The organism is Ruegeria sp. S84, from assembly GCF_056583445.1.
The window spans coordinates 161447-186151 of record NZ_JBWPVF010000001.1 but is presented as its reverse complement, the minus strand read 5'-3'; the positions used below and the strand labels follow the sequence as shown (position 1 = coordinate 186151).

22 protein-coding genes are annotated in these 24705 nt (G+C 56.1%); 3 read left to right on the top strand and 19 right to left on the bottom strand.

The features are described from left to right. Positions 1–93: 93 nt before the first annotated feature. From AC1DFB_RS19580 to AC1DFB_RS19570, 3 genes are all read right to left on the bottom strand, one after another. A complete protein-coding gene (locus AC1DFB_RS19580; RefSeq protein WP_480922815.1) occupies positions 94–756 on the bottom strand; it encodes a hypothetical protein in 663 nt (220 codons plus the stop codon). Between the two features lie 322 nt (positions 757–1078). Further along, positions 1079–2410 carry an HlyD family type I secretion periplasmic adaptor subunit gene (locus AC1DFB_RS19575; protein WP_480922814.1) on the bottom strand — a complete coding sequence of 444 codons (1332 nt, stop codon included), beginning with the start codon at positions 2408–2410 and terminating at the stop codon, positions 1079–1081. Positions 2411–2449: 39 nt separating this feature from the next. Continuing rightward, entirely contained in the window at positions 2450–4225 is a 1776-nt protein-coding gene (locus AC1DFB_RS19570) for a type I secretion system permease/ATPase (RefSeq protein ID WP_480922813.1), read from the bottom strand. Positions 4226–4525: 300 nt separating this feature from the next. On the opposite strand from AC1DFB_RS19570, the gene AC1DFB_RS19565 reads away from it, so the two are divergent. Continuing rightward, a complete protein-coding gene (locus AC1DFB_RS19565; RefSeq protein ID WP_480922812.1) occupies positions 4526–5902 on the top strand; it encodes a sensor histidine kinase in 1377 nt (458 codons plus the stop codon). Here AC1DFB_RS19565 and AC1DFB_RS19560 read toward each other — a convergent pair. The 15 genes from AC1DFB_RS19560 to AC1DFB_RS19490 all read right to left on the bottom strand — a co-directional run bounded on the left by AC1DFB_RS19560 (position 5881) and on the right by AC1DFB_RS19490 (position 21441). After that, positions 5881–6603 carry a response regulator gene (locus AC1DFB_RS19560; protein WP_170561885.1) on the bottom strand — a complete coding sequence of 241 codons (723 nt, stop codon included), beginning with the start codon at positions 6601–6603 and terminating at the stop codon, positions 5881–5883. The two genes, AC1DFB_RS19565 and AC1DFB_RS19560, sit on opposite strands and share 22 nt — an antisense overlap. Positions 6604–7066: 463 nt before the next feature. Continuing rightward, positions 7067–7771: an alpha/beta fold hydrolase gene (locus tag AC1DFB_RS19555; RefSeq protein ID WP_170801597.1), complete on the bottom strand. Its 705-nt coding sequence runs from the start codon at positions 7769–7771 to the stop codon at positions 7067–7069. Beyond that, on the bottom strand, positions 7768–8892 hold the full coding sequence (locus AC1DFB_RS19550; RefSeq protein ID WP_170801596.1) for a cobalamin-independent methionine synthase II family protein: 1125 nt from the start codon (positions 8890–8892) through the stop codon (positions 7768–7770). The genes AC1DFB_RS19555 and AC1DFB_RS19550 overlap by 4 nt, the downstream gene beginning before the upstream one ends. A 102-nt stretch (positions 8893–8994) precedes the next feature. After that, positions 8995–9957: a cupin domain-containing protein gene (locus tag AC1DFB_RS19545; RefSeq protein WP_480922811.1), complete on the bottom strand. Its 963-nt coding sequence runs from the start codon at positions 9955–9957 to the stop codon at positions 8995–8997. 152 nt (positions 9958–10109) lie between these two features. Continuing rightward, positions 10110–11099 carry a nuclear transport factor 2 family protein gene (locus AC1DFB_RS19540; RefSeq protein WP_480922810.1) on the bottom strand — a complete coding sequence of 330 codons (990 nt, stop codon included), beginning with the start codon at positions 11097–11099 and terminating at the stop codon, positions 10110–10112. Beyond that, on the bottom strand, positions 11096–12115 hold the full coding sequence (locus tag AC1DFB_RS19535) for a LacI family DNA-binding transcriptional regulator (protein WP_170596428.1): 1020 nt from the start codon (positions 12113–12115) through the stop codon (positions 11096–11098). The genes AC1DFB_RS19540 and AC1DFB_RS19535 overlap by 4 nt, the downstream gene beginning before the upstream one ends. Then, positions 12115–12882 (bottom strand): SDR family NAD(P)-dependent oxidoreductase, encoded by a 768-nt coding sequence (locus tag AC1DFB_RS19530; protein WP_480922809.1) that lies wholly within the window; start codon positions 12880–12882, stop codon positions 12115–12117. Before AC1DFB_RS19530 ends, AC1DFB_RS19535 begins: the two co-directional genes overlap by 1 nt. Position 12883: 1 nt before the next feature. Further along, complete coding sequence (locus AC1DFB_RS19525) at positions 12884–13936, bottom strand: ester cyclase (RefSeq protein WP_480586047.1); 1053 nt, start codon at positions 13934–13936, stop codon at positions 12884–12886. Further along, on the bottom strand, positions 13933–15264 hold the full coding sequence (gene hisD / locus AC1DFB_RS19520) for a histidinol dehydrogenase (protein ID WP_170394087.1): 1332 nt from the start codon (positions 15262–15264) through the stop codon (positions 13933–13935). Before hisD ends, AC1DFB_RS19525 begins: the two co-directional genes overlap by 4 nt. Before the next feature lie 4 nt (positions 15265–15268). Beyond that, positions 15269–15805, bottom strand: a complete 537-nt coding sequence (locus AC1DFB_RS19515; protein WP_170394089.1) for an ester cyclase — start codon at positions 15803–15805, stop codon at positions 15269–15271. 132 nt (positions 15806–15937) lie between these two features. Further along, complete coding sequence (locus AC1DFB_RS19510; RefSeq protein WP_480922808.1) at positions 15938–16927, bottom strand: nuclear transport factor 2 family protein; 990 nt, start codon at positions 16925–16927, stop codon at positions 15938–15940. 178 nt (positions 16928–17105) lie between these two features. Beyond that, complete coding sequence (locus AC1DFB_RS19505; RefSeq protein WP_170801591.1) at positions 17106–17987, bottom strand: carbohydrate ABC transporter permease; 882 nt, start codon at positions 17985–17987, stop codon at positions 17106–17108. A gap of 1 nt (position 17988) precedes the next feature. Next, a complete protein-coding gene (locus AC1DFB_RS19500; RefSeq protein WP_170394095.1) occupies positions 17989–19017 on the bottom strand; it encodes a carbohydrate ABC transporter permease in 1029 nt (342 codons plus the stop codon). A 63-nt stretch (positions 19018–19080) separates the two neighbouring features. Next, entirely contained in the window at positions 19081–20307 is a 1227-nt protein-coding gene (locus tag AC1DFB_RS19495; protein WP_170801589.1) for an extracellular solute-binding protein, read from the bottom strand. Positions 20308–20391: 84 nt separating this feature from the next. After that, the gene (locus tag AC1DFB_RS19490; RefSeq protein ID WP_170394099.1) at positions 20392–21441 is read right to left on the bottom strand and encodes an ABC transporter ATP-binding protein; all 1050 of its coding nucleotides are present in this window, start codon (positions 21439–21441) and stop codon (positions 20392–20394) included. Positions 21442–21598: 157 nt separating this feature from the next. Between AC1DFB_RS19490 and AC1DFB_RS19485 the strand changes: the two genes are divergently transcribed. After that, the gene (locus AC1DFB_RS19485) at positions 21599–22597 is read left to right on the top strand and encodes an ester cyclase (RefSeq protein WP_480922807.1); all 999 of its coding nucleotides are present in this window, start codon (positions 21599–21601) and stop codon (positions 22595–22597) included. Here the strand turns inward: AC1DFB_RS19485 and AC1DFB_RS19480 are convergent. Continuing rightward, the gene (locus tag AC1DFB_RS19480) at positions 22594–23484 is read right to left on the bottom strand and encodes an SMP-30/gluconolactonase/LRE family protein (protein WP_170801587.1); all 891 of its coding nucleotides are present in this window, start codon (positions 23482–23484) and stop codon (positions 22594–22596) included. The two genes, AC1DFB_RS19485 and AC1DFB_RS19480, sit on opposite strands and share 4 nt — an antisense overlap. Before the next feature lie 200 nt (positions 23485–23684). On the opposite strand from AC1DFB_RS19480, the gene AC1DFB_RS19475 reads away from it, so the two are divergent. After that, on the top strand, positions 23685–24446 hold the full coding sequence (locus AC1DFB_RS19475; RefSeq protein ID WP_170801586.1) for an aldolase/citrate lyase family protein: 762 nt from the start codon (positions 23685–23687) through the stop codon (positions 24444–24446). Positions 24447–24705: the final 259 nt, after the last annotated feature.

Genomic DNA, 24705 nt, shown 5'->3' with positions numbered 1-24705 from the left:
CCCTCTGTTTGCCCGGGCGTCCGTTTCAACAGGAACTAAGACGCCCGGATTTTGGTTGTGCAGCGATAGATGATCGCTGAGTTTTCGCCCCACTTAGGCAACCATATCGACAAAGAAGCTGTCGGTCGGAACGGGGGTTCCGCAGATGTCTTCGCCGCCTGCAGTCGGTACGATTTCGCACAGCGGCGGAGGCGCCATTTCCGTCAGGTCATACTCATCCTCCGGTACTTCGGTGCCGCATTTGGGCAGCGGCAGGATCGGGGGTACAGCGATGACGTCATCACCCTGATCCAGAACGATCGGATCAAAGGGCAGCGGGTTCACTGCAACCAGATCTTCACCGTCCTGAGGCACTTCGGTGCCGCAACGGGGATCAGGCATGATCGGCGAAACTGCGGTCACATCGTCACCTTCACCAGCAGGAACCGCACCATAAGGCAGCGGGGCTACTGCGATCAGGTCTTCACCATCCTGCGGAACCTCGGTACCACACCGGGGGTCAGGCATGATCGGGGAAACTGCGGTGAGGTCGTCACCTTCCCCGGCAGGAACCGCACCAAAAGGCAGCGGGTTCACGGCAACCAGATCTTCGATGGGATCGGCAACCAGCGGATCAATTGGCAACGGATTTACAGCCACCAGGTCTTCACCATCATTTGGCACCTCGGTTCCGCACTTTGGATAAGGCTGAATCGGGGGCACGGCGATGACATCGTCGTTGGCTTTCTCGAAGCTCGTAGTGGTTACATGTTTCATTGTATTTCTCCTTGTTACACACTTTGTTTAGCACCCAAAAAATCTTAGAAACTTCCTCCTCGGGTATAACAAAAAGGTGGTTATCCGGCCCCTTCATTACAACGCGAAAAAGGGGGCTAAATTGTTACAAAGTATGACAAAAATAGGCTCCCAAGCCGGACATCATCTCTTTTCACACAGGAGCGCCTCCAAGATGTGAACCAGCACCCGCTCAGGTACCACCAACGCCCCTCCTCGCCTTCAGGATCGAAAAAACCAGCGCCATTTCTGGCGCTGGTTTTAGCTGTTTCTTCCTATTGGGCAGCTCACATCATGCGGTCGATCAGACCTCCCGGAACGTGGTCCGGATTTGCTTACTGAGAGGATCAAGAAGGTACTGTAACAGGGTCCGTTCGCCGGTTTCGATGAAGACGTCAGCCGGCATACCCGGCAGCAGGCTCAACTGGCGGTCAGACAAAAGTCCGACAGCCTCCTCGCTTAGAGCAACCCGCGCCTCGTAGTAGGGTAAGCCAGTCATCTGATCTGTTTTCAAATCAGCCGAGACAAACTCAACGTGCCCATCCAAGCGAGGGGCAACATGTTGATCGAACGCCCCGATCATAACGCTCGCAGCCTGGCCCAAGGCGACATTGTTGATGTCCTGTGGCATGACACTAGCGGTCACCACCAACCCGTCATCCTCGGGCACAATCTGCATCAGCGTTTCGCCCGGAGACACCACGCCGCCGATTGTATGTACACCCAATTCATGCACGATGCCATCCGCCGGAGCCCGAAGGTCAACCCGCGCCAACTGCAACGCGGCCGCGCTCCGACGTTCTTTCAAGCCATCCAGTTCGACCTCCAGCGAGGAGATCTCGTTCATCACCTGCTCGCGGAAGGTCTTTTCCAGTTGCAGGATATGGATACGCGTCTCGCTGATACGACCACGGGCGACTGCGATCCGAGAGGTCAGGCCGCCACTATTACCGACAAGACTGCTTCTTTGACGCTGCAAAGTCGTCACCCGGGTACCAGGTACTAAACCCTTTTCAAAGAGCTGCGTCAGACCCTCCAATTCGCTGTCGATCAGTTTGATCTCTTCTTCGGAAGCTTCGCGCTGCGCCTCCAGGCCCACAATTTCCTGCTCTGCCTGTTCAATTTTCTCTTCCAAGGCCGCGACCTCACCATCCTGCGATAGACGACGTGCTTCCATCACCGCGCGCTGCGTTGCGAGTGCGCGGTCAACTTTGTCTTCGTCTTTTCGGGCCGCAAGCTCCTCGGACAGTACGAGATCGTCCAGACCATCGCGCTCGGCCGTCAGACGAACTAACTGCGCTTCAAGCGCCACGAGCCTGTCATCGACCAAGGCTTGGCTGCCTGACAACAGCTGATCATCAAGTGTCAGAACAACATCGCCAGCCTCAACCCTATCTCCGTTTTTGACGTGAATGGCGCCGACAATACCTCCGTCGGGATGTTGCACAGCTCTGAGGTCGGACGAGACCACCACGCTACCAGCCGTCACGACCGCCCCGGACATCGGGGCTTTCATCGCCCAACCACCGAATCCTATGGCGAGCGCTGCAATTGCGACCAGACCAAAGCCGATGGATCGGGCAGAACGATCCCTAAACCCTTCGGTCTTCGTGTTGGAATTCTTGTTGGTATTCATGACTTCCTCCATTCATTCTGTTTACAGCGCCGGCCTGGGTCAACCCGTGGCGGCAACGATTTCTGTTTGTTGGGGTTGTTCGACGGTCTTCTGTTCAGCGGCAGGCTGTGCAGCTCCGGCGGCGGCCTGATTGCGTTGACGCAACCGCTCCATCACTTCTGTTCGAGGACCAAAATCTCCGGCGCGACCGTCTTCCATGATCAGAATCTTGTCGACTGAACCCAGCACGCTCGCCCGGTGCGCGATGACGATCACAATCGCCCCGCGTGCCTTGGCGGCGAGAATGGCATGGTTCAGTGCGGCCTCACCCACGGCATCCAGATTCGAGTTGGGCTCGTCCAGAACCACCAGAAATGGATCACCATAAAGCGCTCGTGCAAGGGCAACACGCTGTCGCTGACCACCGGACAAGGCCGCGCCACGCTCGCCAACCGAGGTGGCATAGCCGTCTTTGAAACTAGCGATCAGTTCGTGAACACCCGCTGCCTTGGCGGCGGCAATCACCATCTCGTCCGTCGCCTCGGGATCAAAACGCGCGATGTTCTGGGCGATCGTTCCGTCAAAGAGCTCAACATCCTGCGGCAGAAAACCGATCTGGGGGCCAAGCTCCTCAGGCAGGTACTGGTCAATCGGCACACCGTCGAGACTGATGCTGCCTTTGGCCGCCGACCATGCACCAACAAGTGTGCGCGCCAAGGTTGATTTTCCGCTGCCGGTCGTCCCAATCACAGCCAGTGCCTCGCCTGCTTTCATATCGAAACCAACACCTTTGAGAACAGCGGCAGTGGCCATCGGAGGGGCAGCGATCAGGCCGTCAACGGTCAGCGACTTCTGTGCCTTTGGCATGGAAATACGACGGTCAGCTTCGTCACCAGAAAGAGTTTGCTTCAGCTGAGCCCATGCTTGCCGGGCAGCAACCAGATTGCGCCAACTGCCGACCAGAGTCTCGATAGGCTGCAAGCCACGGGACATGATGACCGATGCCGCAACGATTGAGCCAGCCGATATATGTCCATGGATGGCAAGATAAGCGGCGACCGCAAGAACGGCGGACTGAAGTGCCAGGCGGAACACCTTGGTAAAGCTACCAGACACTCCGACAGTAGTGGCCGCCTTAGCACTCGCACCAAGGTGGAGATCATTCACATCTTGCCAGGTCTTGCCCAGATTGGACTGCATCCCCATCGCGCGAACCATTTCGGCATTCCGGCGGCTGGCTTCTGCCAGACGGTTGCGCTTGGCCGAATGCTCAGACTGAACGCACGCGGCAGCGCGGACTTTGATATCCGTAACGATGGCAATGGCAACCAATGCCAGCGCGCCAATTACACCGACCATACCCAGCCACATGTGCATGGCAAAAACCAATCCCAGATAGACCGGGATCCACGGCAGATCGAACAAAGCTCCGGCACCCTGACCCGACAGGAAACCGCGAATTTTTTCGACATCTTGAATTGCCGCCGCAGGGTTGCCACCCGGACGGTTGCGCGACGGCTCGGACAAAGTGCAATCAAACGCTGTTCGGGTGAGCCTTTGTTCAAAGCGATGCCCCATGGCAACCAGCACACGGGTCCGCGCGCCGTCAATCAAGGCCATGAACAGGTACAGACCGGCGACGAGTGTGCTGAGCGCGACGAGCGTATTCACGCTTTGGCTAGACATCACGCGATCATAGATCTGAAGCATGAAAATCGGCCCTGTCAGCATCAATAGGTTCACAACACCGCTGAAAACGCCGGTGGCAATCAGATTGCCCCTCAGCGCGCGCCGGGCGCTGGCAAGTTGTGGATGAACGGATGAATGCTTTGACATAGCTGGCTCCCAATAAAAACTCTGTGGGTGATACTTGGAGACCAGCCGCCGATGCCCCAAGGGCTTGTCACACTTTGATTCAATTGACGAATTTGGCCGGTTGTTTGCCGATCTGGCGAAACCGAGTGCCCCGAAATGCGGTACCGGTGGGTGAAACCCCTTTGCGTCATCAGCGGCATGGTGGTTGCAATTTCCGCTTGGGAATGCGGCGGTATTTGAATTAGCGTCCCAAGTGAGGGGGATGGGACAGGGAACTTACGCGCAATGCGCTGGAATGATCTGACACTTCGAACACAAGTTATGAGCATCGTGCTTATCAGCTGGACGATTGTCGGCGTGTTCTCGGTAGTCACCGACGTGGTCCAGATCCGAAACTCTCGCGCTGAAGAGATCCGAAACAGGGGCGATGCCTTTCTTGCGCAGGTGGTTTCAACCCTGGCCCGCGTGCCCCCTGACAGCCGCTCCGAAGCAGCGCTTGGTTTCTTTCCTGCAGAATGGAGTGTCAGGGTCGACACGCAGGATGCAGCAACCACTTTGGCCAATGGCCGCGACCGCCCGAATCTGGCTAACTGGCTGACGGCGCGGCTGGAACACCGTGGGATCGCCGTCGCGGAACTGTCCGTGGCAGACACGGTCGTTGACGCCAAACACGACCAAAGCGCGCTGTTGCAACTGTTCAAGAGCCACTCGGGCGAACCTATCGATGCAGAAAGCGTTGACGCGTTTCTGGTGAGCGTTTTTTCGGTCCGGCTCAAAGATGATGACGAATGGCTGAACTGCTATTTGCTCATGAAAAACAAGAACATTGTACCTTTGGTCATCGTTGGCTCAATCGACAGTCTGGTCGCGCTTACCCTGCTTTGCGCACTTGCGTTTCTTATTCAGAAAGTGATGCGACCGCTGAGCGCGATGGCCGTCAATGCCGAGTTGATCGGCCGGGGTGAAGAAGTCGGCCCACTCGTCGAGGCGGGTGCCATTGATATCCGCCACACAATTATTGCGTTCAATCGCATGGAAGCCCGGATTGTTCTGGCGCTTGAGTACAAGACAACCTTGCTTCGTAGCCTCGGGCATGACCTGAAGGGACCGATTGCACGGATGCACGATGCGATCCAGAAATTGGAACCAACAGCACCCAAAGAGCAACTGCTCAAGCGGTTGGAAACCATCAGCGATATTGTAAACTCCGTCACCAACCTCAACCGCGAAACGCATCACGATGGAGAGCTTGCACGCCTGGATTTGCGCTCACTGGTTGAGGCGCTTGTAGATGAACAGGTTGAGGCGGGTCGCGATGTGACCTGCACAATCGAACAATCTGCGGTGGTCAAAGGAAGACATAACGCGCTTACCCGGGTTCTTAGAAACTTGTTGGAGAATGCGGTCAAATACGGGGGTCGAACAAATGTCTCTTTGACCGCGTCGAACGATATGGCCGCAATTCACATAGACGATGAAGGACCAGGTATCCCAGCCGAACAACTTGAAACAGCGTTTGAGCCTTTCCAGAGACTTGGAGCCACCGAACCCGGCACAGGCCTCGGCCTTGCTATTGTCCGGGCGATTGTTGTCGATCAGGGGGGCACTGTTACGCTTGAAAACCGCCCTAGCGGGGGCCTTAGGGCTAATGTGCTTTTGCCGCTTGATTCCGGAGTTCAGCCTGGACGAAAGATGTAACCCTGCCCCCAGACCGTTCGAATATATTCCGGATTTGATGGATCGTTCTCGATCTTCGACCGCAACCGTTTGATCAGAGCATCAACGCTCCTGTCCCCTGCTCCGCCATGCTGCCGCGTTCGAGCGACGGCAAGTAGGTCTTCCCGGGTGCACAACACGTCCGGATTTTCAGCAAAAAACCGCATGACGCGCACTTCACTTGAGGTGAGGGTGATGAGCCGACCATCCTCGCTTTTGAGATGCCGCTCGTTTTCAACAAGCTCCCATTCTCCGAACCGGGTAACCCGGGATTTTCCCTGCGTTCCACCAGCACGCCTGCGCAGCACAGCACGCACGCGCGCGAGGAGTTCCAACTCGTTGAATGGTTTAATGATGTAATCATCCGCGCCCAGTTCCAGCAGGGAAATCCGCTCGGCGTCGTCATCAATCGAACTGATCATGATGATCCCGGCATCTATGCGCGAAGCGATCTCGTGACATAACACCTTACCACTAGTTCCTGGCATCACGAGGTCCAGCAGAAACAAGCTGTAGGTTTCATCAGCCATCATCAACCGCGCAGCGGGTACATCTTGCGCATGTTCGATTTTGTACCCTTTGTCAGTCAGAAATGCACAAACACCCTGAGCAAACTCGATGTCATCGTCACAAATCAGAATGTGCTCATCATAGCCAGCGGATTGATCCGCGACGTCTTGCATAGCTCTTCTCCTCGGGACGATGCCTGTCGTTACGATAACAACATTTGCTATTCGAAACTGTCAATGTTGCAGAGAACGATCAAACTGTCCGGTCCGCAGCGACCGCAATCACCACTCATGGCTAAACCAGACAATCATCCACCGGGGCATTCCGGACGATTGAAAAGTTTGTCACGCCAAACAGCAAATTCCTCCAACTTCCGCCACATTCCGCAGGTGGCTGCGCGCAACAAAGCAACCTTTGTCAGAGGCTTGGTAGCAGGCCTTGTATTTGGTGTATCGCGTGCGCCCCGACTTAAGTGCAGTTTTGATCACGACAGTAGGCTCTGAACAAGATTTGGGTGCTTCTGAAACCCTTAAACGTTACTGCTGCATCCACGCTACGAAAGAGGCTCCAAGTCCGACAGAGTAATATCGTAGTCAGTTTCCACCAGGGCTATCTACGGCCTTGCGGAAATCCGGCTTAGATTGCTTCGATTGTCTCCAGCCAGCGCAGCAGCGCCGCCGTGGTTTGCTGCGGTTGTTCCAGAGTTGGCAAATGGCCCGCGTGTTCGATGACTTCCAACCGGCTTTGCGGCAACAGGTCATGCATCAATTCGTGGCGTTCGACTGGGCATAACGCATCATGACGGCCGCAAAGGACCAGCGCAGATCCCTTGAAAGCGCGCAATGTGTGACTTTGATCCGGGCGATCTCGTAGGGCCTTGGATTGGTTAACAAAAATCTCCGGCCCCAAGGCCATAGCCATATCCATGCATAGGTCCAAAATTGCCTGTCGATCAGGGCCATCGGTCAGATAGTTGGGCTTCATTTCCTCGGCCATCACATCGCTTAGCCGACCGTTTCTAACCGCCTCTATCTGGGGCTCACGCCTTGCCTTAACCTGATCCACCTCTGCCAGCGGGTTGGTGTCCATCAACGCCATCCCCGCTACACGCCCCGGTGCTTGCCGCAGCATTTCCATCGCAACAATGCCTCCCATGGAAAGACCGGCCAATGCGAACCGGTCGGGCGCGTGTCTTAAAACCTCGGCGGCCAGAGCCCGCATCGTATCATGCGCACCAATGGGGGCGACAAATATCGGATATCTGCCAGACAATGCACCAATTTGCGGCGAGAATAGCCGAGCATCGCACATCATGCCCGGCAAAAGGACAAGTGGTGTCATTTGACCAGAGCAGCCCCTTCGGCCAGCGCACCCAGTTTGGCATAGGCGATATCAGGATCGACAGCGCCAAACCCCGCAAAAGTGCCAAAACCGCAATCCGATCCGCCAATCACCCGCTCCGCTCCCACGATGTTCACGAACCGCTCAAGACGTTGCACGACCAATTCAGGGTGTTCGACAAAGTTCGTGGTGGTATCGACCACGCCCGGCACAAGTACCTTGTCATCAGGTATCTCGGACTTGCGTTCGCGGAACACTGTCCACTCATGTGCATGGCGCGGGTTCGAGGTTTCAAACAGCACATAGCGCGACTTGGTTGACATCAAAGTCGAGAACACCTTGTCCATTCCGATATCGCAGCAATGCGGACCTTCGTAATTGCCCCAGCAGATGTGAACCCGAACCTTGTCGGCGGGCACATCCTGCAATGCATGGTTCAGCGCTTCGACATGCATTTCGGCAATATTAACAAATTCCTCGTCAGAAAGATCGGTGAACAGCATATGGCGCGACAGGGCAAGATCGGGACAATCCAATTGAATATCCAGGCCCGCCGCGACGATGGTTTCATATTCGGATTTCATCGCATCGGCCAGCGCGGCCAGATACGCCTCGCGCGTCGGGTAATAGTCGTTCTGCAGAAAAAGAGAGATCACACCCGGGCTGGCAGCATTCATAAATCCGCGCTCAATCCCGTGCTCAACCATGGCTCTTTTGAGGTTGTCGATATCCTTCTGCAACTCGCCCTGCCCTTTCGAGCGCACATCGCCTACGCACATGGGCCGCGCGTATTGCGGAGTTCCGCCATCATTCGCCAAACGTTGAAGAAAGCCCGGAAACATCTTCAGATCAGCCGGAGCGTTGCGCGGGCTGTCGCCTGCAAACCCGGTGTAGCGGTCCTTGACGTAGGTCGCGTAAGAGATTTTCGAGGTCTCGCCATCCGATACAATATCGATCCCCGCTGCAGCCTGTTTGCCTACGGTCTCGGACACCGCGTTCGTCATGCAGGCATCAAAATCTGTCTGATCGAACGGTTCCTCCCGCTCACGCGCGAAGATGAAATCGACGACTTCCTGACTACGCGGCAGACTTCCCACATGGGTGGTTGAAATTCGGGTCATCTTGTCATCTCCAATTCAATTACTTCCCTGTGCTGAGTCCAAAGTGAAGCACGGGTCACATACTGCGCGCCCCGAAAAAGATCGGAGCGCGCAACTTTGCCTTTATGCACCGGTCCAGGTAGCACCGGCGGGATCGTCCGTTGCCGTGATACGATACAGACCGGCCTCTCCGGTCATTGAGGGCACGATACTGTAGCTTTCACCTGACAGAACCAGCGCTGTATCGCCTGCGGACAAAGTTGTTTCATAGCCATCGACTGTAATCCGCCAATGACCACTCGCAGGCATGAGGACGACGGGCATATGCGCCGCGACGGGTTCGTTCAAACAAGAGCCGTGTCCGAGGAAATCGACCTCAAACCCCGGCTTATCCTTGATCAGGGCATCTTCGCCAATAACTTTGGCTGGCTTGTTAGCGGAAAGCGCCATCAGATCCCAATAGCGTGCCACATATTTGCCGATAACATCTTCGACCGGAACTTCCGGATAGCTCTTAAGCTCTTCTTCGGTCAGCAGCGGCATGGGGCGCACGTTGTGGGGCAGTTCCTGACCCTTCTTGCTGTCATACAGCACGCCATTGTCGCCCAGCATCAGCCCATGCGCCTGCGCGTCTTCGATCACCTGTGGTGCCCAGGTGACACCGCCACCCGCATCATCGCCGCCCAGGATCGACATGATCATCCCATAATCCTGCCCGACATTTTCGAAACCGCGAAAGATGCCAGTTGGAATGTTAAATATGTCACCTTCCTCGGCAATAAACTCACCCGCAGTGCCATAGCGACCCCAGAAGAACCGCCAACGTCCTTTGGCGACAAAGAACACCTCGGCCGTGGTGTGGCTGTGCAGCGAATTCCGGCATTTCGGAGGTTGTCCCGCCGCGCCAATATTGAAACCGATTTTGTCGTTGATGTGGACATGCTGATCGGGGCTTTCGGATACGCCACCGCCTACGATGGTAAAGTTTTCCTTCTGGTCCGAACCGGGCGTGTGCGCGTCAATAAATGCGGTTTTACAAGGCTGCAGTTCGCCGTAGCGGACAATGCGTTGTTGGATCGTGCTCATAATAGTCTCCGTTCATTGAATTGGTACAAGAGGTCTCGATCCTCATGCACCTGGAGGGCGATTATTCAGCCGCCGCGCCCGCAAGGACGCCCGGTGGCCGTGGTACCGCCGGGTTCCTTCACTGGCATCCAATGCGACGCGCGTTTGAGGCATCAGAGATCCCCGGTTTCCAACAGAAGCTGTTTCCAGACCGCGTTTTCATCGAACAAGGTCCATTCGCGTCGCAGCCTGATGTCGCCTCCAACCAACTCGCCCCATTCGGCATGGCTGATCCCCAGCACATACAACTCAGCACCTGTTGGTTTGCCGAACACGCCCCAACCGTCATGCTTGCCATGCAAGCTCCAGCGCAGGGCCGAGCGGGGCGGCATATTCGGATCATCGCGCCCGATCTGATGATGGATGGTGAACGTTGCGCTTGGCATGGCTGCACGCAAAGACATCCAGAACCGATCAGCCGAATCCCAGCCATGGCCCGTGACACCGCCGGGATATTCGGTATGCACGCCTCGGTCATACTCTCGTTCTATCGCGCCCATATCTGCATTCATTATCCGTGTCAGCAGATCCGCGTGGCGGTGTCCCCATTCATTGTCATTGCCGTACCCCTTGTAGGGGCCTTCGATGTCGTTCTTGGGTGACAGAGGCTTCACACTGGCCTCGGCCCCACCTTCACGCGCTATCAGATCGGCGGCATATTCCTTGGGATCCCAGCCCATTTGCCGGACAATCGCACCCTGATCTCGGATCAGCCATTCGTCATCGATCATGTTGTCGATGGCGTGGCAGTCGGCCAGAATTCGGTATCGCAAGCGTGTTCCGGTGGCTTTGCCGTAGACACCATTGCCCCGATGCGTGGCGGTCGACAGGATACGATGCGAGCTCAGCATGCCTTCTTCCGGGGTGCCCGACCAGATCACATCCTCGCCCAGCAGCTGACGGTCGGGGAACTCGGCCAACGTGGCCATTGTTGCACCAATGACATTCTGGTTACCCAACACAACCGAACCGGGCGAGCGGACGACGATGTCTGGGCTGTAATATTGATGCAGAGTCGCAATGCCACGGTCTTCCCAAATCTCTTTGGTGATGCCGATGATATAATCCGGGAAATCTTTGAATTTGGGATCAAATCCCTTCATGTCTTCCATCCTTCAGGTATGCGGGCGGAGCCGCGAACGATCAAAGGTCCGTCAATCTCGGTGCGGCGCGGCGCAGCAGCGGGATTTTCGATCTTGCTAAGTAGAATATCGACGGTTTCGGCAACCATCCGATTGGCAGGCTGACGAATAGTTGTCAGATTGTAGGCTGGCCAAGAGGCAACGGCGACATCGTCATATCCCAGAACCGAGACGTCGGCCGGAATTTGCAGGCCCAACTCGAACCGCAGCGTGTCCATCACAGAGATCGCCATGTGATCATTGGCCACGAACACAGCGTCCGGTGGATCGGACGCGAACATGCGTAGCGTTGCCTCACGCGCCTGTTCAGCGATGAAGTTCCCGGCTCCACGGGCGTGCAGTTTGACACCCGCCTCTTGCAGGGCCGCTACGAATCCCGCTTCGCGATCGCGTTGGGTCGAAGCGCCCTCCCATCCGGCGATATATCCGATCTTCTCATGACCGCCAGCCAGCAGAAACTCGGCTGCCTTTCGGCCACCGGCGACATTGTCGGATGTAACCGATGACATAGTGAGGTCATCCTGTGCCCGATTGAACAACACCATCGGTACACCCACGGTCCGACAACGTTCATACAAGGTCGACGACAGTGCCACCGATGCCGCGATTATGCCGTCGACTTGAAAGTCGAGCAATTCCTCGACCACGCTATCGACGTTTTCGGCTTGGTTCGACGCCATGAATATCATCACATGGTAGCCGCGCTCCTGCAGCGAATTCGTCAACCTTTCCAGTGCTTCAGGATAAAACTGATTATTCAGATACGCCACAACAAGCCCAATGATCCGGCTTTTGCCGGACACTACGGCACGCGCAAGGACGTTCGGCCGATAGCCCAGTTGCTTGGCGGCCTGACGCACCTTTTCAATCGTCTTCTTCGAGGCTGACGCCCCCGGAGTGAACACACGGCTAACGGCAGACTGGCTGACCCCGGCGAGGCGGGCGACCTCCATGGATGTAACTTTTTGCGCCGCCATCAGTCTGCTGTCCAACCTCCGTCTATCATCAACGCGGTGCCTGTCACCAAAGCCGATGCATTCGAGGCAAGATAAACCACTGCCCCCATGATGTCTTCGATCTCGCCCGGGCGGCCCAACTTGATCTTGTCCAATATCCATGCGCGCTTGTCCGGGTCATCAAAAGTCGACTTAGTCAAATCGGTCAGAATAAAAGTTGGGCAGATCGTGTTGACCCGAATTTTTGCAGGACCGAACTCCAGCGCCATCGCCTTGGAAAAGCCTTCGACTGCGAATTTTGACGCGCAATAGACTGCCCTTTCCCGCCCGCCTACATGGCCCATCTGGCTGGAGATGTTCATCAGCGATCCGGGGCGCCCAGCTTCTAACAATCCTTTTGCCACCGCTTGGGTCAGAAAATAGGCCCCCCGGACATTGACATCCATTACCGCATCAAAATCATCGGGCCGTGTGTCCACGGCCCTGCTGTGTCGGGCCAGACCGGCCGAGTTCAGCAGGATATCAAATGGCCCGTTTTGCGCCACCGCATCAGCAGTGCCTGCAACGTCAGAAACATCCAGTTCAAGTATGTTCGCCAACCATCCCCGAGCGGTCATCTCTGTTGCCAGATCCTGCAACGCATCCTTGCGCCGCGCCGCCAGTGTCACTTCGGCACCATGCTCTGCCAGCGCCACGGCACAGGCCATGCCGATACCGGACGACGCGCCCGCGACCAATGCGCGTTTGCCGTTAAGATTGAAACTTGGGGTGCTGGGAAATTGGGACATATCAGACCTCGCCAACCGGAAATGGAATGCGGCCCGGAGCGCGCGCCTTGTTGAACTCTCGCAAACGGGCAAAGACGTCAACACCAAGCTGGCGATAGGTATCCAGCAGATCAACTAAAACCCAGTTCTCGCGAATCTTGCCATTTTCAAGCCGCCAGAAATCGAGGCTGCGCAGCGTGATCTTCTTGCCCGACGGTGCGATCCCCATCCAGCCATCATTGGTGACAGTCTGGATCATGTTGGGCCAACCCGTAACAGCCGCATAGTCACCGTCGCCAAAGAAATGACAGGTGATGTCATCTACATCCTGCCCGCGATCCGGCATTGCGTTGAGGAATGGAATCTGATGCCAATTACGGAACCCCGCAATACCCCGCCCTGTGCCGATCCCCGAGGGGCCGTACCAGTTCATCCGAGGATGCCAGAACCGCTCCAACTCCATCACCTCCGGACCACCTTCTGCGGGATGTTTGGTCAGATGATCCAGCATGTCGACAATGTGCTGGCAGGTCTCTTTGCCCTTGGCCTTGTCATACGGGCCGGGCACCAGCCCGTCCTGCGTCGCTGGTCCCGGAACATGCCATTCCCGCCCCAAACCGGGTGCCATGGGCCAGGCCTGCGCTTGCATCATCACTTCGGGGATATCCCAAAGCGCCTGCACCTCGGCGACTTTGCCATTTTCGATCCGGTAAAACTCGTGAAACCGCATGGTGACCTGATGGCCTGTCGGCGGAATCTCCAGCCATGGCCCCGCGAAAGTGCCGGTATAGTACCCGCCGCATCCAACCCAATCAGCCCCGAATTCATCAGGTCCAGCCATGACGATATAATCGCGGCGCTCAAGATCGGGCCATGCGGTCAGAAGATCGCGATAGCAACAATCGTAATAAGCATTAATCCCTTTGGTGTCGCCAAACGGATAGCTCAGATGGAACACAGCGTCGGGAGAACAAATCTTATCCAACGCCTGCCGGACACCGGCTTCGGTAAAGTCATACATCGCAGCCCTGACCTGTGCGATCAGGGTCTTGTGCTCAGTATGCCTGTCACTCATTCTGCGGCGTCCCTGTAGGGTGCAGGCGCGCCGTAGGGGACATTGATGCCGCCGTAACGCCTTACGCGGACGTTACATTGCTCGGCGTGCCCCACAAAACCTTCGAGCATACATAGGCGCGAACCATATTCGCCGATCAAGGTTGCCGCCTCATCAGTCAGAACCTTTTGATAGCTATGTGTTTTCAGATATTTACCTACCCATAGACCACCAGTATAGCGGCCAGCTTTTTTGGTAGGTAGCGTGTGATTGGTGCCAATTACCTTATCACCGTTCGAGACATTGGTACGCGGTCCAAGGAACAATGCGCCATAACAAGTCATGTTCTCAAGGAACCAGTCGTCGCGATCGGTCATGACCTGCACATGTTCAGATGCAATGTCATCGGCGACCTGCAGCATCTCGTCATACGTATCGCAGACGATCACTTCGCCATATTCCTCCCACGACACTTTTGCAGTGCCCGCTGTCGGCAGAATGCCCAGCAGCCGGTCGACCTCGGCCATCGTGTCCTCGGCCAGTTTGCGCGAGTTGGTCAGCAAAACGCAGGGGCTGTTATAACCATGTTCGGCCTGACCCAGAAGATCGGTCGCGCATAGCTCGGCATCAGCGGCGGTCTCATCTGCGATTACCATGGTCTCGGTCGGGCCGGCGAACAGGTCGATACCGACGCGGCCGAAAAGCTGTCGCTTGGCTTCTGCGACAAACGCGTTGCCCGGACCGACAAGCATATGAACCGGATCAATCGTCTCGGTTCCCAACGCCATGGCGCCGATAGCCTGAATGCCGCCCATCACGTAAATCTCATGCGCCCCACCCAAATACATGGCGGCGATCACCGCTGCATTGGGTTTGCCCTGAAACGGAGGGGTGCAGGCGATGATGCGTGGTACGCCCGCCACCGAGGCGGTCGCCACCGACATATGCGCCGAGGCCACCATCGGGAATTTGCCACCGGGCACATAACAGCCCACCGATTGTACGGGGATGTTCTTGTGGCCCAAAATGACGCCCGGCAGAGTCTCAACTTCGATATCCAGCATCGAATCGCGCTGAGCTTGTGCAAAGTTGCGCACTTGCTCCTGCGCGAATTTGATGTCCGCCAGCTCTCGATCTGTTAGCTGATTGATCAGGTCGTCGATCTGGTCTTGAGACAACCGAAACGATGCTGGCGAATAGTTATCGAACTTCTCGCTTAGCTCGCGTACCGCAGCATCGCCACGTGTTTCGATGTCTTTCAGTGTCGCTTCGACGACAGCGCGTGTTTTGGCGTCATCCTCGGCTCGGTCAGCATCGGACTTACCACGTTTCAGATACTCGATTGTCATTGTCCTAATCCTTAGTTTCAGGCCGGGGCGGAGACTTCTCACCCCGGTCAAATGCTTCCCAGCCTTCGCCGTTAAACAGATCGACACCCAGCTGTGCCGCTACATGCGCGAAATCGACATTCACCCAATTGTCGACGATCTTGCCGTCGACCACTTTCCAGAAATCCATATATCGGATCTCGACCCGCTTTCCGGTGGGGGCGATCCCCAGGAACTCACCCGAATGGGTTGCTTCCTGTCGGCCAAACGCAGCCGCCCATTCGCCCATGTAAAGGCGCGCTTCGTCGATGCAGGTCTTGTCCGAAAAAGCCGCCTGAAACGGGCGTTGCCAATTGTCCTGAAACTCTTTCAGGCCAGTTTTTGTGCCACAGCCCTCATTGCCCATCCAGCGGAAGCCTTCCGAGAAGAATTCGCCGATGTCATCTATGCGGTGATCGTTCAGACCATCCACCATGGTTTCAATCACACGGCGGGTGTCTTCTGTTTTGTCGAGGTCCGTATCACGTGTCAGCACGGCCTGTTCCGGGCGGGAACCCTTCATCTTTCTCATCCTTGTATTGGTGCCAATAGAAATTCTGTCTTCATCGGGTAGCTCAATCAGCTGACAGAAAATCCCTCGGCATCCGGTTGAGCGCCGGGTGGCGGCCAACGGCGTTATGTCTTGCAGAGCTGCTCATGCGGCTTGCTCGGCGATGTCGGCAAAAAGGTCATATCCCAGCTGCAACAACACATGCGGGATGTCGACGAAAACCCAGTTTTCGACCAACAGATCGTCCTCTCGACGCCACCAGTCGCAGACCCGCATGAAGACGCGTTTTTCGCTTGCGGGCTGGTCGAGGAAGGGTTTCACCTGGACACCAGTCAAGGAAGGCCAGCCACCCGAGCATACGTAATTGCCTTCGCCGAAGCGGGTGAAATGCGCAGTCATGCCATTTCCCGCACTACCTCCGGACCAACCTTCGAAGGTGGCCTCGAAAGGCACCTGGAAGCTTGCAAAACTCTCGAGCCCGACGAAAGAACCGAAGGCGCCGGGGCCGTACCAGACCATGTTGTCATGCCAGAACGGGCGCCAGGCCTCGTTCTTGGTGGCAAGCTTGGCCAGCATTTCTGTGACCATACGATAGCTCTTGGCCCCCTCGACTGGGTCTTGCGGCGTGGTCAAGATGCCATCATGGCTTGCTGGACCCTGAATCATCCCGGTGAAGCCACGGGTCTTGCCCGGGCTATCGGTGATCGGCCATTGCCCTGCAGCCAGCATCAGTTCTGGGATATCGAAGAAGATATAGCTCTCCACCGCCTTGCCATCCTGCATACGGTGGAACTCGCCGAAGCGCAGATAGGCAAGCTCACCTATGGCGCGGATACCAAGCCAGTCGCGCGAGAACCGACCGACGAAATAGCCGGTGGCGCTGATCCAGCCCTGTCCTTCAAATACACCGGCCATGACGATATCATCGCGCCGAAAAAGCCCATCGAAGGAGGCTGCGAGCGGGGCGATGACGTGATCGTGCAGCCCGAGGCCACCCGCGACCTCGTTGAAAGGATGCACCACGTTGACATGTGCACCGGGGGCGAAGAATCCCTCATAGGCCGGCCGGAAATTGCCTGGATGGCGTTGCGCGGCGATGAAATTCAGAAAGGGTTTACGGTCGAGGCGTTCCATTAACTTTGTCTCTGTAGGATCTGTTCAAGGCGTCTGCGGAGAAACGCCCCGCAAGGCCCTGCGCGCATCAAAGCAAAAGGAATTCGCCCTGGTCGCCTTGCCCGGCACGCAGCCATATTCAGGCTGGCTGCGTGCGCATGGGCAAATACGGACTGAGGATGCGTGCGTCCCATCAGCGTCAGCCTTTCACAGCCCCGGCGGTCAAACCGCCCACAATCTGACGCTGGAAGAACATCACCAAGATGAACAGCGGAACCGTCGCAGAAACCACGGCCGCAACGGCGAACATTACGTTGCCCTCGGTTTGCGTTGTACCAAGGAACGCGGCGATGGCTGGAACCATTGTGCGGTTGCTTTCTGACAACAGCATCGCCCCAACGGCAAAGTCGTTATAGGCCAGAAGAAACGAGAACAGCCCCGTGGTGATCACACCCGGCCACATCACCGGAATGATCACGCGGCGGAAGGCCTGAAACTGGTTGCAGCCGTCGACCTTTGCGCTTTCGTCAAGCTCGCTGGGGATGTTCTTGAAGAAGGCGTGTAGCATCCACAGGGTGAACGGCTGGTTGATCGCGACAAGTACGATAATTGTCGTCGGAAGTATCCCCCAGATATTCCATTCAAAGAAGGGCAACAGATAACCCGAAACCAACGTGATCGGCGGCATCGCGCGGAAGATCAGCGCCGTGATCAAAAGCCAGAATGTGTAGTTATAGCTCGACCGCGAAAGCGCATAGCCCCCCAGCGTTCCGATGGTCAGCGAGATGGCGACCACAAAGACGCAAACGATCCCCGTGTTCAGAACATTCCGCCAAAATTCTTCCTGAATCCAAGCCCCTTCGTAACCGGTGGTGGTAAAGGGTGAGCCATAAACTGCCTCGGTCCGCGCGCCGGTTAAGGCGTTGGTCCAATCGGCGATCGAGAAGAAATCCAGCTCTACCTTGAACGACCCCCAAACCGTCCAGAGGAACGGGAAAGCGGCCAGGATGAACCAAAGGATCACAAAAAGCGTCGAAGCAATCCGAAGGCTTTTGGGCATTCTTTGCGCACGGCTGGCCATGTTATCTTGCTCCTTTGAAGTCACGCCAGGTGCGGACAAGCACGGGCGACAACAGAATGGCGACCCCGATAATCGTGATCACAGACGTAGCGGCTGCAGAGGACAGCTGTCGCGTTTCACCGCCGAGGTCGTTGAAGATGAAAGTACTGAGCGATTGCGCATGGGCACCGGCGCTGAAGCCAATTATCGGTTCAAACACCTTGAAATTATCCATCAACTGGATCAGCGCAACAAACGTAACCAGGGGCATGAGATGGGGAACAACCACGAATTTGACCTGTTGCCAGCGGGTTGCCCCATCGATCTGGGCCGCCTCGATCTGATCTTTGGGCAAAGTTTGCAAACCGGCATAGAACACCACGAAGGCAAAGGGGGCCGAACTCCAGACGCCATAAACCATCAGCGCCACCCACATCAGCCCGGTCGAAGCCTTTAGACTGAAATCCGGATCTCCAGCCAAGTTTACAAGGGCGTTGCCGATGACGCCACGACTGTCAATCATCCAAAACAGAATGAGCGAGCCGATCAGCGGTGTCACAATCATGGGCAAGAGCGAGAAGAAGATCATCAAACCCTTGAGGTGCCGATGCAGTGAGTTGACCGCCAGCGCAATCACCAGCCCCAGAATGATCGTGAGGGGTGTCACAATGAATGTGAAGGTCAGCGTAAAGGCCATGGCCCGATAGAAGGGCAGGTTTCCGACCTCTGAGAAAAGGTCGCCCCACGTATCGCTCGCCGCCCAGATTTCGCCAACCTCCTGTATCGCCAGGTGGCCGCGATCAAAGTAGATATCTAGCCCCACAAATCTGCCCAATGGTTGTTCGGCGCGAAGCGCTGCGGTGGCTTCCTGATCGATGGTGGTCTCGGTTGTGCACCCGACAAGCGGAGTACAGTTTTCGACTTCCACCAGAACCGCCGGGTGTGGGGCGTAAATGGATTGGATCACCACCGAGACGATGGGCATTGCAATGAACAGCAGCATTGCAAGTCCTGTGGGCAGGAAAAACCAAAGGAATGTCTTATGGCGCATGTCGCAATTCCCGTGTCGGCTTGATTGGGCGGGTGCCCGAATTGGGCACCCGCGAGGGGCGTTTTACTGTAGGAAGCCCTGTTCGATTGCCGCGGCGCGATAGGCGGCCTCGACATCGGCCAGCGCCTGTTCAGCGCTTTCCTTGCCCTGCATGAAATCGGCAAGTTCATTGCCAAGTGCGCTGTGCATCAAACCCATGTAGGGCAGCATCGGATAAGGCGTCGTGCCCATTTTGGCAGCGTCAAATACACCCTGCGCGTCGTCTGCGGGTTCGTACCCTTCGATCAACCAGACTGCCAGCGGCGTGGTTTCATCGTTCAACATTTCGGGGCGGACGCCATGCGTCATCGCGACAAAAGTCGCCTCAGCCTCTTCATCCGAGATGTTCTTGCCGACGGTCCATCCGTCCCACCAAAGGGTCGAGGCCGGAGTCGTGCCGCCACCCACGGTCAGCGGCGCTGCAATGGCATGGCCATCGATTACTTCCTGCAAGACACCTTCGGTTGTGGTCTGCTGTGACGCCCGTGACCCCCACATATTCATGATCGCCACATTGCCCGCGCGGTATTCCGCGTTAGTGGCATTGGAATCATGGGTTAGAAAGTCGGGGTTCATATACTCGGACAAAGCCTTCATCATGTTCAGCGCTTTGACACCGGCCTCGGTATTGACGTTGGGCTCTGCGCTGCCAGGCTTGAAATGAGTACCTCCATAGCCAAGGAACATGTTGTTGAATTCCTGCGCCAGATTCCATCCCGCAGCATAAGCACCGCCAACCGGGTTTTGCATGATGCCCTGCGCGCGAATGGCTTCGGCCGCCTCGAGCAGTTCTTCATACGTGGTCGGCACTTCGACGCCTGCCTGTTCCAGAACGTCCTTGCGGTACATCAGGTGCTGAGCGTTGGCCATGAAGGCGATGGCCATGATGTCATCGCCGATCTTGATCAACTGTCCCGGCTGCAGGTTCTGACCATGTTTTTCGACCAGGTCATTGAGCGGTCGGATAACGTCTTCATTCATCAACGCCACAATCGAGCTGTTGGCGATGATGGCTGAGGTGTATTCCGACGGATTGCCCGACAGACCGGCCACGTTGATGGTTTGGTGTTCGGATGTCAGGTTGGATTCAACAGTTGCGCCCGTGCATTCCTTTGCGGCGGCGGCCACAGCCTGAATGGCGGCAAACTCGTTGCCGACGATGTTGACCCGATCCGTGATCTCGCAGGCATAACCCGCGCTCGCAGCAAAGGCGGTCAGTGACCCGGCCAATGCGATTTTCTTTAGAAACATTTTGATTCCTCCCTAGGTGATTGGGTGCATCTTCGAAGCCTGCACCCGAGATTGTCCCGTCATTGCGGGATTGGTTTTCGTCTCTCAGATCTCAAGGCGCGCGCCGGTTTGCGCATCGAACAGGTGACAGTGATCGGTATGGATATGAATCGACACCTGATCGTCGATTTCAGCACGATAGGTTTTGTCGGCCTTGACCGAGACCAGCGCTCCGCCGATCCGAACCGAGACCATGGTGCTGTCCCCCAGCAATTCCTGCGTATAGATGGGCGCGTTAATCTCGCCCCCGCTTTCTACGACATTGGCGTCCTCGGCGCGGAAACCCAAAGTTATTGGGCCATCCGGAGCATTCAGACCATGCACTTCGGTATTCTGCGCGCGGAACACACCGCCCTGAACATCGCCATCAACCAGGTTCATCGCCGGGTTGCCGATAAAGCTGGCGACAAACGTGTTCGCAGGCTCGTCGTAGATCGCCGTCGGAGAGCCAACCTGTTGGACAACACCCTGCTTCATGATCACCACGCGATCGGCCAGTGTCATCGCCTCGATCTGGTCATGTGTCACATAAATCGTAGTCACGGCTAGTTCATGGCTGAGGTTCTTGATCTGCGCGCGAGTCGAAACACGCAGTTTTGCGTCAAGGTTGGACAACGGCTCATCCATCAGGAACACGTTGGGCTCGCGTACAATCGCACGCGCCAGAGCCACCCGTTGACGTTGCCCTCCTGACAGCTCTGCCGGCTTACGATGCAGAAAGTCGTCCAACTCTACCATCGCCGACGCACGGCGCACTTTTTCGTCATGGGTGGAAGCGTCGATGCCACGTACCCTCAGCGGGAAACGAATGTTCTCGTAGACATTCATGTTCGGATACAAAGCATAAGACTGGAACACCATTGCGACGTCGCGGTCTTTTGGCTCCATATCGTTGACGCGGGTACCGTCGATCAGAATATCACCCTCGCTTGCGTCTTCCAAACCTGCGATCATGCGCATCGTCGTGGTCTTGCCACAACCCGACGGGCCGAGAAGCACCAGAAATTCCTTGTCGGATATTGTCAGGTCGAAATTGTCCACTCCAACAAACGAACCCCAACGTTTTCCAACATTGCGCAGTTGAATCTCGGCCATACTGTCCTCCCAGTTGCACCTGAGTGCATACGTTTGCAAAAGCATAGACATCCAAAGGAACATCTGGCAAGTATTTTTTGCAAGCGAATGCAAAAGCGCCCGCAATCTTGCTAAAGACTGACGCTTCCCTCCGGGCAAAGCATTGAAAGTAAAAAATATGTCTTACGAAGCCGAGAAAGAAATCGTCCTGAAATTCTACAAAGCTCTGAGCGAAGCAGAGGAATCAGGCCTCTCTGATGTGATCTCTGAGTATTGCGCCGAGGACCTCCTGTGGCGCGGCTTTCACCCATTCAACGAGCAGCGTGGCGCTAGCAACGTGGCGCAAGAATTCTGGCAGCCGCTGAATCACAGCCTAACTAACTTGCAGCGTCGGATGGACGTTTTCATAGCTGGTCAAAATGAAATCGACGGGTTCAATTCAGTCTGGGTTGTTTCGATGGGCCATCTCATGGGGCTGTTCGACAAGGACTGGCTGGGCATTGCGCCAACCGGAAAAATGGCCTTACTGCGCTATTGCGAGTTCAACAGGGTTGAGAAAGGTAAGATTGTCGAAACCGCGATGTATTTCGACATCCCGCATTTCATGATGCAGGCTGGGTTGCGGCCCTTCCCGCCGCAGACCGCTGCAGAACTTGTCCAGCCCGGGCCCATGACCCATGATGGCCTGATGTTCACGCCTCAACCCGCCGAAGACGGCCAAAAGACATTGGCCGCTATCAACGCGATGATCTCCGATCTTGGGCGGTGGGACAGCGGGCTCAGCCTTGAAGATGAGTTGCGCCGCACATGGTGCGAAGACATGATCTGGTGGGGGCCATCCGGTATCGGTGCGACCTACACAATCGAACGGTACGCCAAACAACATGCTGGCCCGTTCCGTGCTGGGTTTGCCGACCGGTCAAAAACCAACCATATCTGCCGCATTGCCGAGGGCCACTATGGCGGCTTTTTCGGCTGGCCGAACTTTACCGCCCGACCAATCGGCGGGTTCATGGGGATGCCTGCCACTGACAAAGCCGGTGAGTTCCGGGTGATAGACATTTATCGTCGCAAAGGTGATAAACTGGCCGAGAACTGGATTTTCATCGATCTGCTTCATTTCTGGAAGCAACAGGGTGTCGATATTCTGGACCGCATGACCCACGGTGGTTCTTAGATCATAGGCAGGCCGATCATTTTGGTCGGAATACGGTAAACGGACGTGCTGGCAGTGATGTACAGCATGCTGAACTCGGCTCCACCAAAGCAGAAGTTGGTAGATTTCTGCGGCGTCAGAATGACACCAAGGCAGTGCGCTTGGGCATCAAACAGATGTACACCGCCGGGACCATTGCACAAAATCTGGCCGTCGCGGGTGCACTTCATACCGTCCGGTACCCCTGCCCCATCGCCAACAACATCGGCCCAGACCACCCCACCGGTCAGCGAGCCATCAGCGGCGACATCAAAGACGCGGACATGGCCACCCCAACTGTCATTGACAAACAGCCTTGTTTCGTCAGCTGACAAACACAACCCGTTGGGTTGCTGAAAATCATCCGCGACAAGGTGTAACGTGCCGTCGGGATCCAGCCGGAACACGCCTTGCACCGGCAGTTCCTGCTCTCTCAGAATGCCAAGATCCTCTCGGATACGACCAAAACTGGGATCAGTGAACCAAATCCGACCGTGCGAGTCGCAGATAACATCGTTGGGGCTGTTTAGTTCTTTGCCATCAAAATGCGTGGCGATCGAAGTAACCCGCTTGCCGCCGTGATCATGGCGTACCAAATGCGAACTGGCGTGCTCGCAAGAGATCACTGCCCCGCTTTTGTCGAAGCAATTTCCGTTTGCTTGGTTGGATGGGGTGCGAAAAACGCGAACTCCCTCACCCTCGCTCCACTTGTATTGATGGCTCTCCTGAATGTCCGAGAATACCAGCCAATGCTCTTCGGGGTGCCATATTGGCCCTTCGGTAAACCCCAGACCGCTAGCGATTTCTTCTAGTTGAGCGTCAGGGTGCACCAGATCTGTGAAGCATTTGGAACGGATATCGAATACCATGTGAACACCTTTTCAGAGTTGCGCCTGCCAACACTACCGGCAAGCCTCGACAAGAACAGCGTTTCGGGTGAAAACGCAATAACGACTGTTCGATAGTCTGGCCCTGCCAACGTCAATGCTCTACGCTATGGCCGATGTTTCCAAACCGCTTGGCTGCCAATTGCCATGTGCCGCCCAAACAAAACCGTCAGGACTTTCCCATGAATTTCAAACAACGCATGCTTTCTGGCGAGCCTTTCGTCGGAACGTTTCTCAAGACACCAGCCCATGAACTGGTCGAGATAATTGCCAAGTCAAAACTGGACTTCTTGTGCCTGGATGCGGAACACGCACCCTTTGACCGGGGTCGGTTGGATGTTTGCCTCGCCGTCGCCCGGGCTCTGGGGTTGCCGACGTTGGTGCGGGTGCCGACTGGGTCGGCGGACGAGATTCTCAAGGCGCTTGACAGTGGCGCGACAGGTATTGTTGTGCCGCATGTTGACAGCGCCGAAAAGGCCCGTCGCATTGCGCGCGAGGGTCGTTTTGGCCATGGTGGTCGCGGCTATGCCGGATCAACCCGGTGGGCAGGGTTTGCGACTCGATCCATGGCTGATGTCCTCAAGCAAAGCGAAGAAGAGACAATTATCATTGCCCAAATCGAAGAACCAGAAGGCGTCGCAGAAGTCGATGATATCGCCGCGACCGAGGGCATCGACGGGATTTTTGTAGGGCCTGCAGATCTTGCGGTGTGCTACGGCGTGACTGATCAGTCCGACCCACAGGTTCTTGATGCAATGCGACGCTCGGGCGATGCAGCCAAAGCACATGGCAAGACGCTGATGACCTTTGCAGCCAGCGCAGAAGCCGGACTCAAGCTGCGCGACTATGGGGTGACCATGATCTTCGTTGCTTCAGAACACGCCTTCATGCTTCGCGCTGCAAACGCGGAAGCAGAGAACTTCCATGGCGCCGCGAGGACGTGAAACGCACAGGGCTTTTTAGTGGAAAGGGCCTTGGGGTCGAAATATCCGCGGGCTGGTAAATGCTGCGACGACAGTACTTTCTTTGCTAGAAATGCGATGCGCGATTGCGGATTACTCGCATTGTATTGTCTTAGATTTCCAGCGTGGCACTCTACCTAAGGGGGCCAAAATCTCATACCGCAAAACCAGTATTGCTAGCTTATTGATTCAGAGTGGATCCTGTTAAACAGCATAAGGCCGGTGCGCCTGAGCGGCGACC

What these genes read in the sequence shown, in the direction of transcription:
- AC1DFB_RS19580 (WP_480922815.1), bottom strand. Translation starts at nt 756, where the DNA reads ATGAAACATGTAACCACTACGAGCTTCGAGAAAGCCAACGACGATGTC.
- AC1DFB_RS19575 (WP_480922814.1), bottom strand. Translation starts at nt 2,410, where the DNA reads ATGAATACCAACAAGAATTCCAACACGAAGACCGAAGGGTTTAGGGAT.
- AC1DFB_RS19570 (WP_480922813.1), bottom strand. Translation starts at nt 4,225, where the DNA reads ATGTCAAAGCATTCATCCGTTCATCCACAACTTGCCAGCGCCCGGCGC.
- AC1DFB_RS19565 (WP_480922812.1), top strand. Translation starts at nt 4,526, where the DNA reads ATGAGCATCGTGCTTATCAGCTGGACGATTGTCGGCGTGTTCTCGGTA.
- AC1DFB_RS19560 (WP_170561885.1), bottom strand. Translation starts at nt 6,603, where the DNA reads ATGCAAGACGTCGCGGATCAATCCGCTGGCTATGATGAGCACATTCTG.
- AC1DFB_RS19555 (WP_170801597.1), bottom strand. Translation starts at nt 7,771, where the DNA reads ATGACACCACTTGTCCTTTTGCCGGGCATGATGTGCGATGCTCGGCTA.
- AC1DFB_RS19550 (WP_170801596.1), bottom strand. Translation starts at nt 8,892, where the DNA reads ATGACCCGAATTTCAACCACCCATGTGGGAAGTCTGCCGCGTAGTCAG.
- AC1DFB_RS19545 (WP_480922811.1), bottom strand. Translation starts at nt 9,957, where the DNA reads ATGAGCACGATCCAACAACGCATTGTCCGCTACGGCGAACTGCAGCCT.
- AC1DFB_RS19540 (WP_480922810.1), bottom strand. Translation starts at nt 11,099, where the DNA reads ATGAAGGGATTTGATCCCAAATTCAAAGATTTCCCGGATTATATCATC.
- AC1DFB_RS19535 (WP_170596428.1), bottom strand. Translation starts at nt 12,115, where the DNA reads ATGGCGGCGCAAAAAGTTACATCCATGGAGGTCGCCCGCCTCGCCGGG.
- AC1DFB_RS19530 (WP_480922809.1), bottom strand. Translation starts at nt 12,882, where the DNA reads ATGTCCCAATTTCCCAGCACCCCAAGTTTCAATCTTAACGGCAAACGC.
- AC1DFB_RS19525 (WP_480586047.1), bottom strand. Translation starts at nt 13,936, where the DNA reads ATGAGTGACAGGCATACTGAGCACAAGACCCTGATCGCACAGGTCAGG.
- hisD (WP_170394087.1), bottom strand. Translation starts at nt 15,264, where the DNA reads ATGACAATCGAGTATCTGAAACGTGGTAAGTCCGATGCTGACCGAGCC.
- AC1DFB_RS19515 (WP_170394089.1), bottom strand. Translation starts at nt 15,805, where the DNA reads ATGAAGGGTTCCCGCCCGGAACAGGCCGTGCTGACACGTGATACGGAC.
- AC1DFB_RS19510 (WP_480922808.1), bottom strand. Translation starts at nt 16,927, where the DNA reads ATGGAACGCCTCGACCGTAAACCCTTTCTGAATTTCATCGCCGCGCAA.
- AC1DFB_RS19505 (WP_170801591.1), bottom strand. Translation starts at nt 17,987, where the DNA reads ATGGCCAGCCGTGCGCAAAGAATGCCCAAAAGCCTTCGGATTGCTTCG.
- AC1DFB_RS19500 (WP_170394095.1), bottom strand. Translation starts at nt 19,017, where the DNA reads ATGCGCCATAAGACATTCCTTTGGTTTTTCCTGCCCACAGGACTTGCA.
- AC1DFB_RS19495 (WP_170801589.1), bottom strand. Translation starts at nt 20,307, where the DNA reads ATGTTTCTAAAGAAAATCGCATTGGCCGGGTCACTGACCGCCTTTGCT.
- AC1DFB_RS19490 (WP_170394099.1), bottom strand. Translation starts at nt 21,441, where the DNA reads ATGGCCGAGATTCAACTGCGCAATGTTGGAAAACGTTGGGGTTCGTTT.
- AC1DFB_RS19485 (WP_480922807.1), top strand. Translation starts at nt 21,599, where the DNA reads ATGTCTTACGAAGCCGAGAAAGAAATCGTCCTGAAATTCTACAAAGCT.
- AC1DFB_RS19480 (WP_170801587.1), bottom strand. Translation starts at nt 23,484, where the DNA reads ATGGTATTCGATATCCGTTCCAAATGCTTCACAGATCTGGTGCACCCT.
- AC1DFB_RS19475 (WP_170801586.1), top strand. Translation starts at nt 23,685, where the DNA reads ATGAATTTCAAACAACGCATGCTTTCTGGCGAGCCTTTCGTCGGAACG.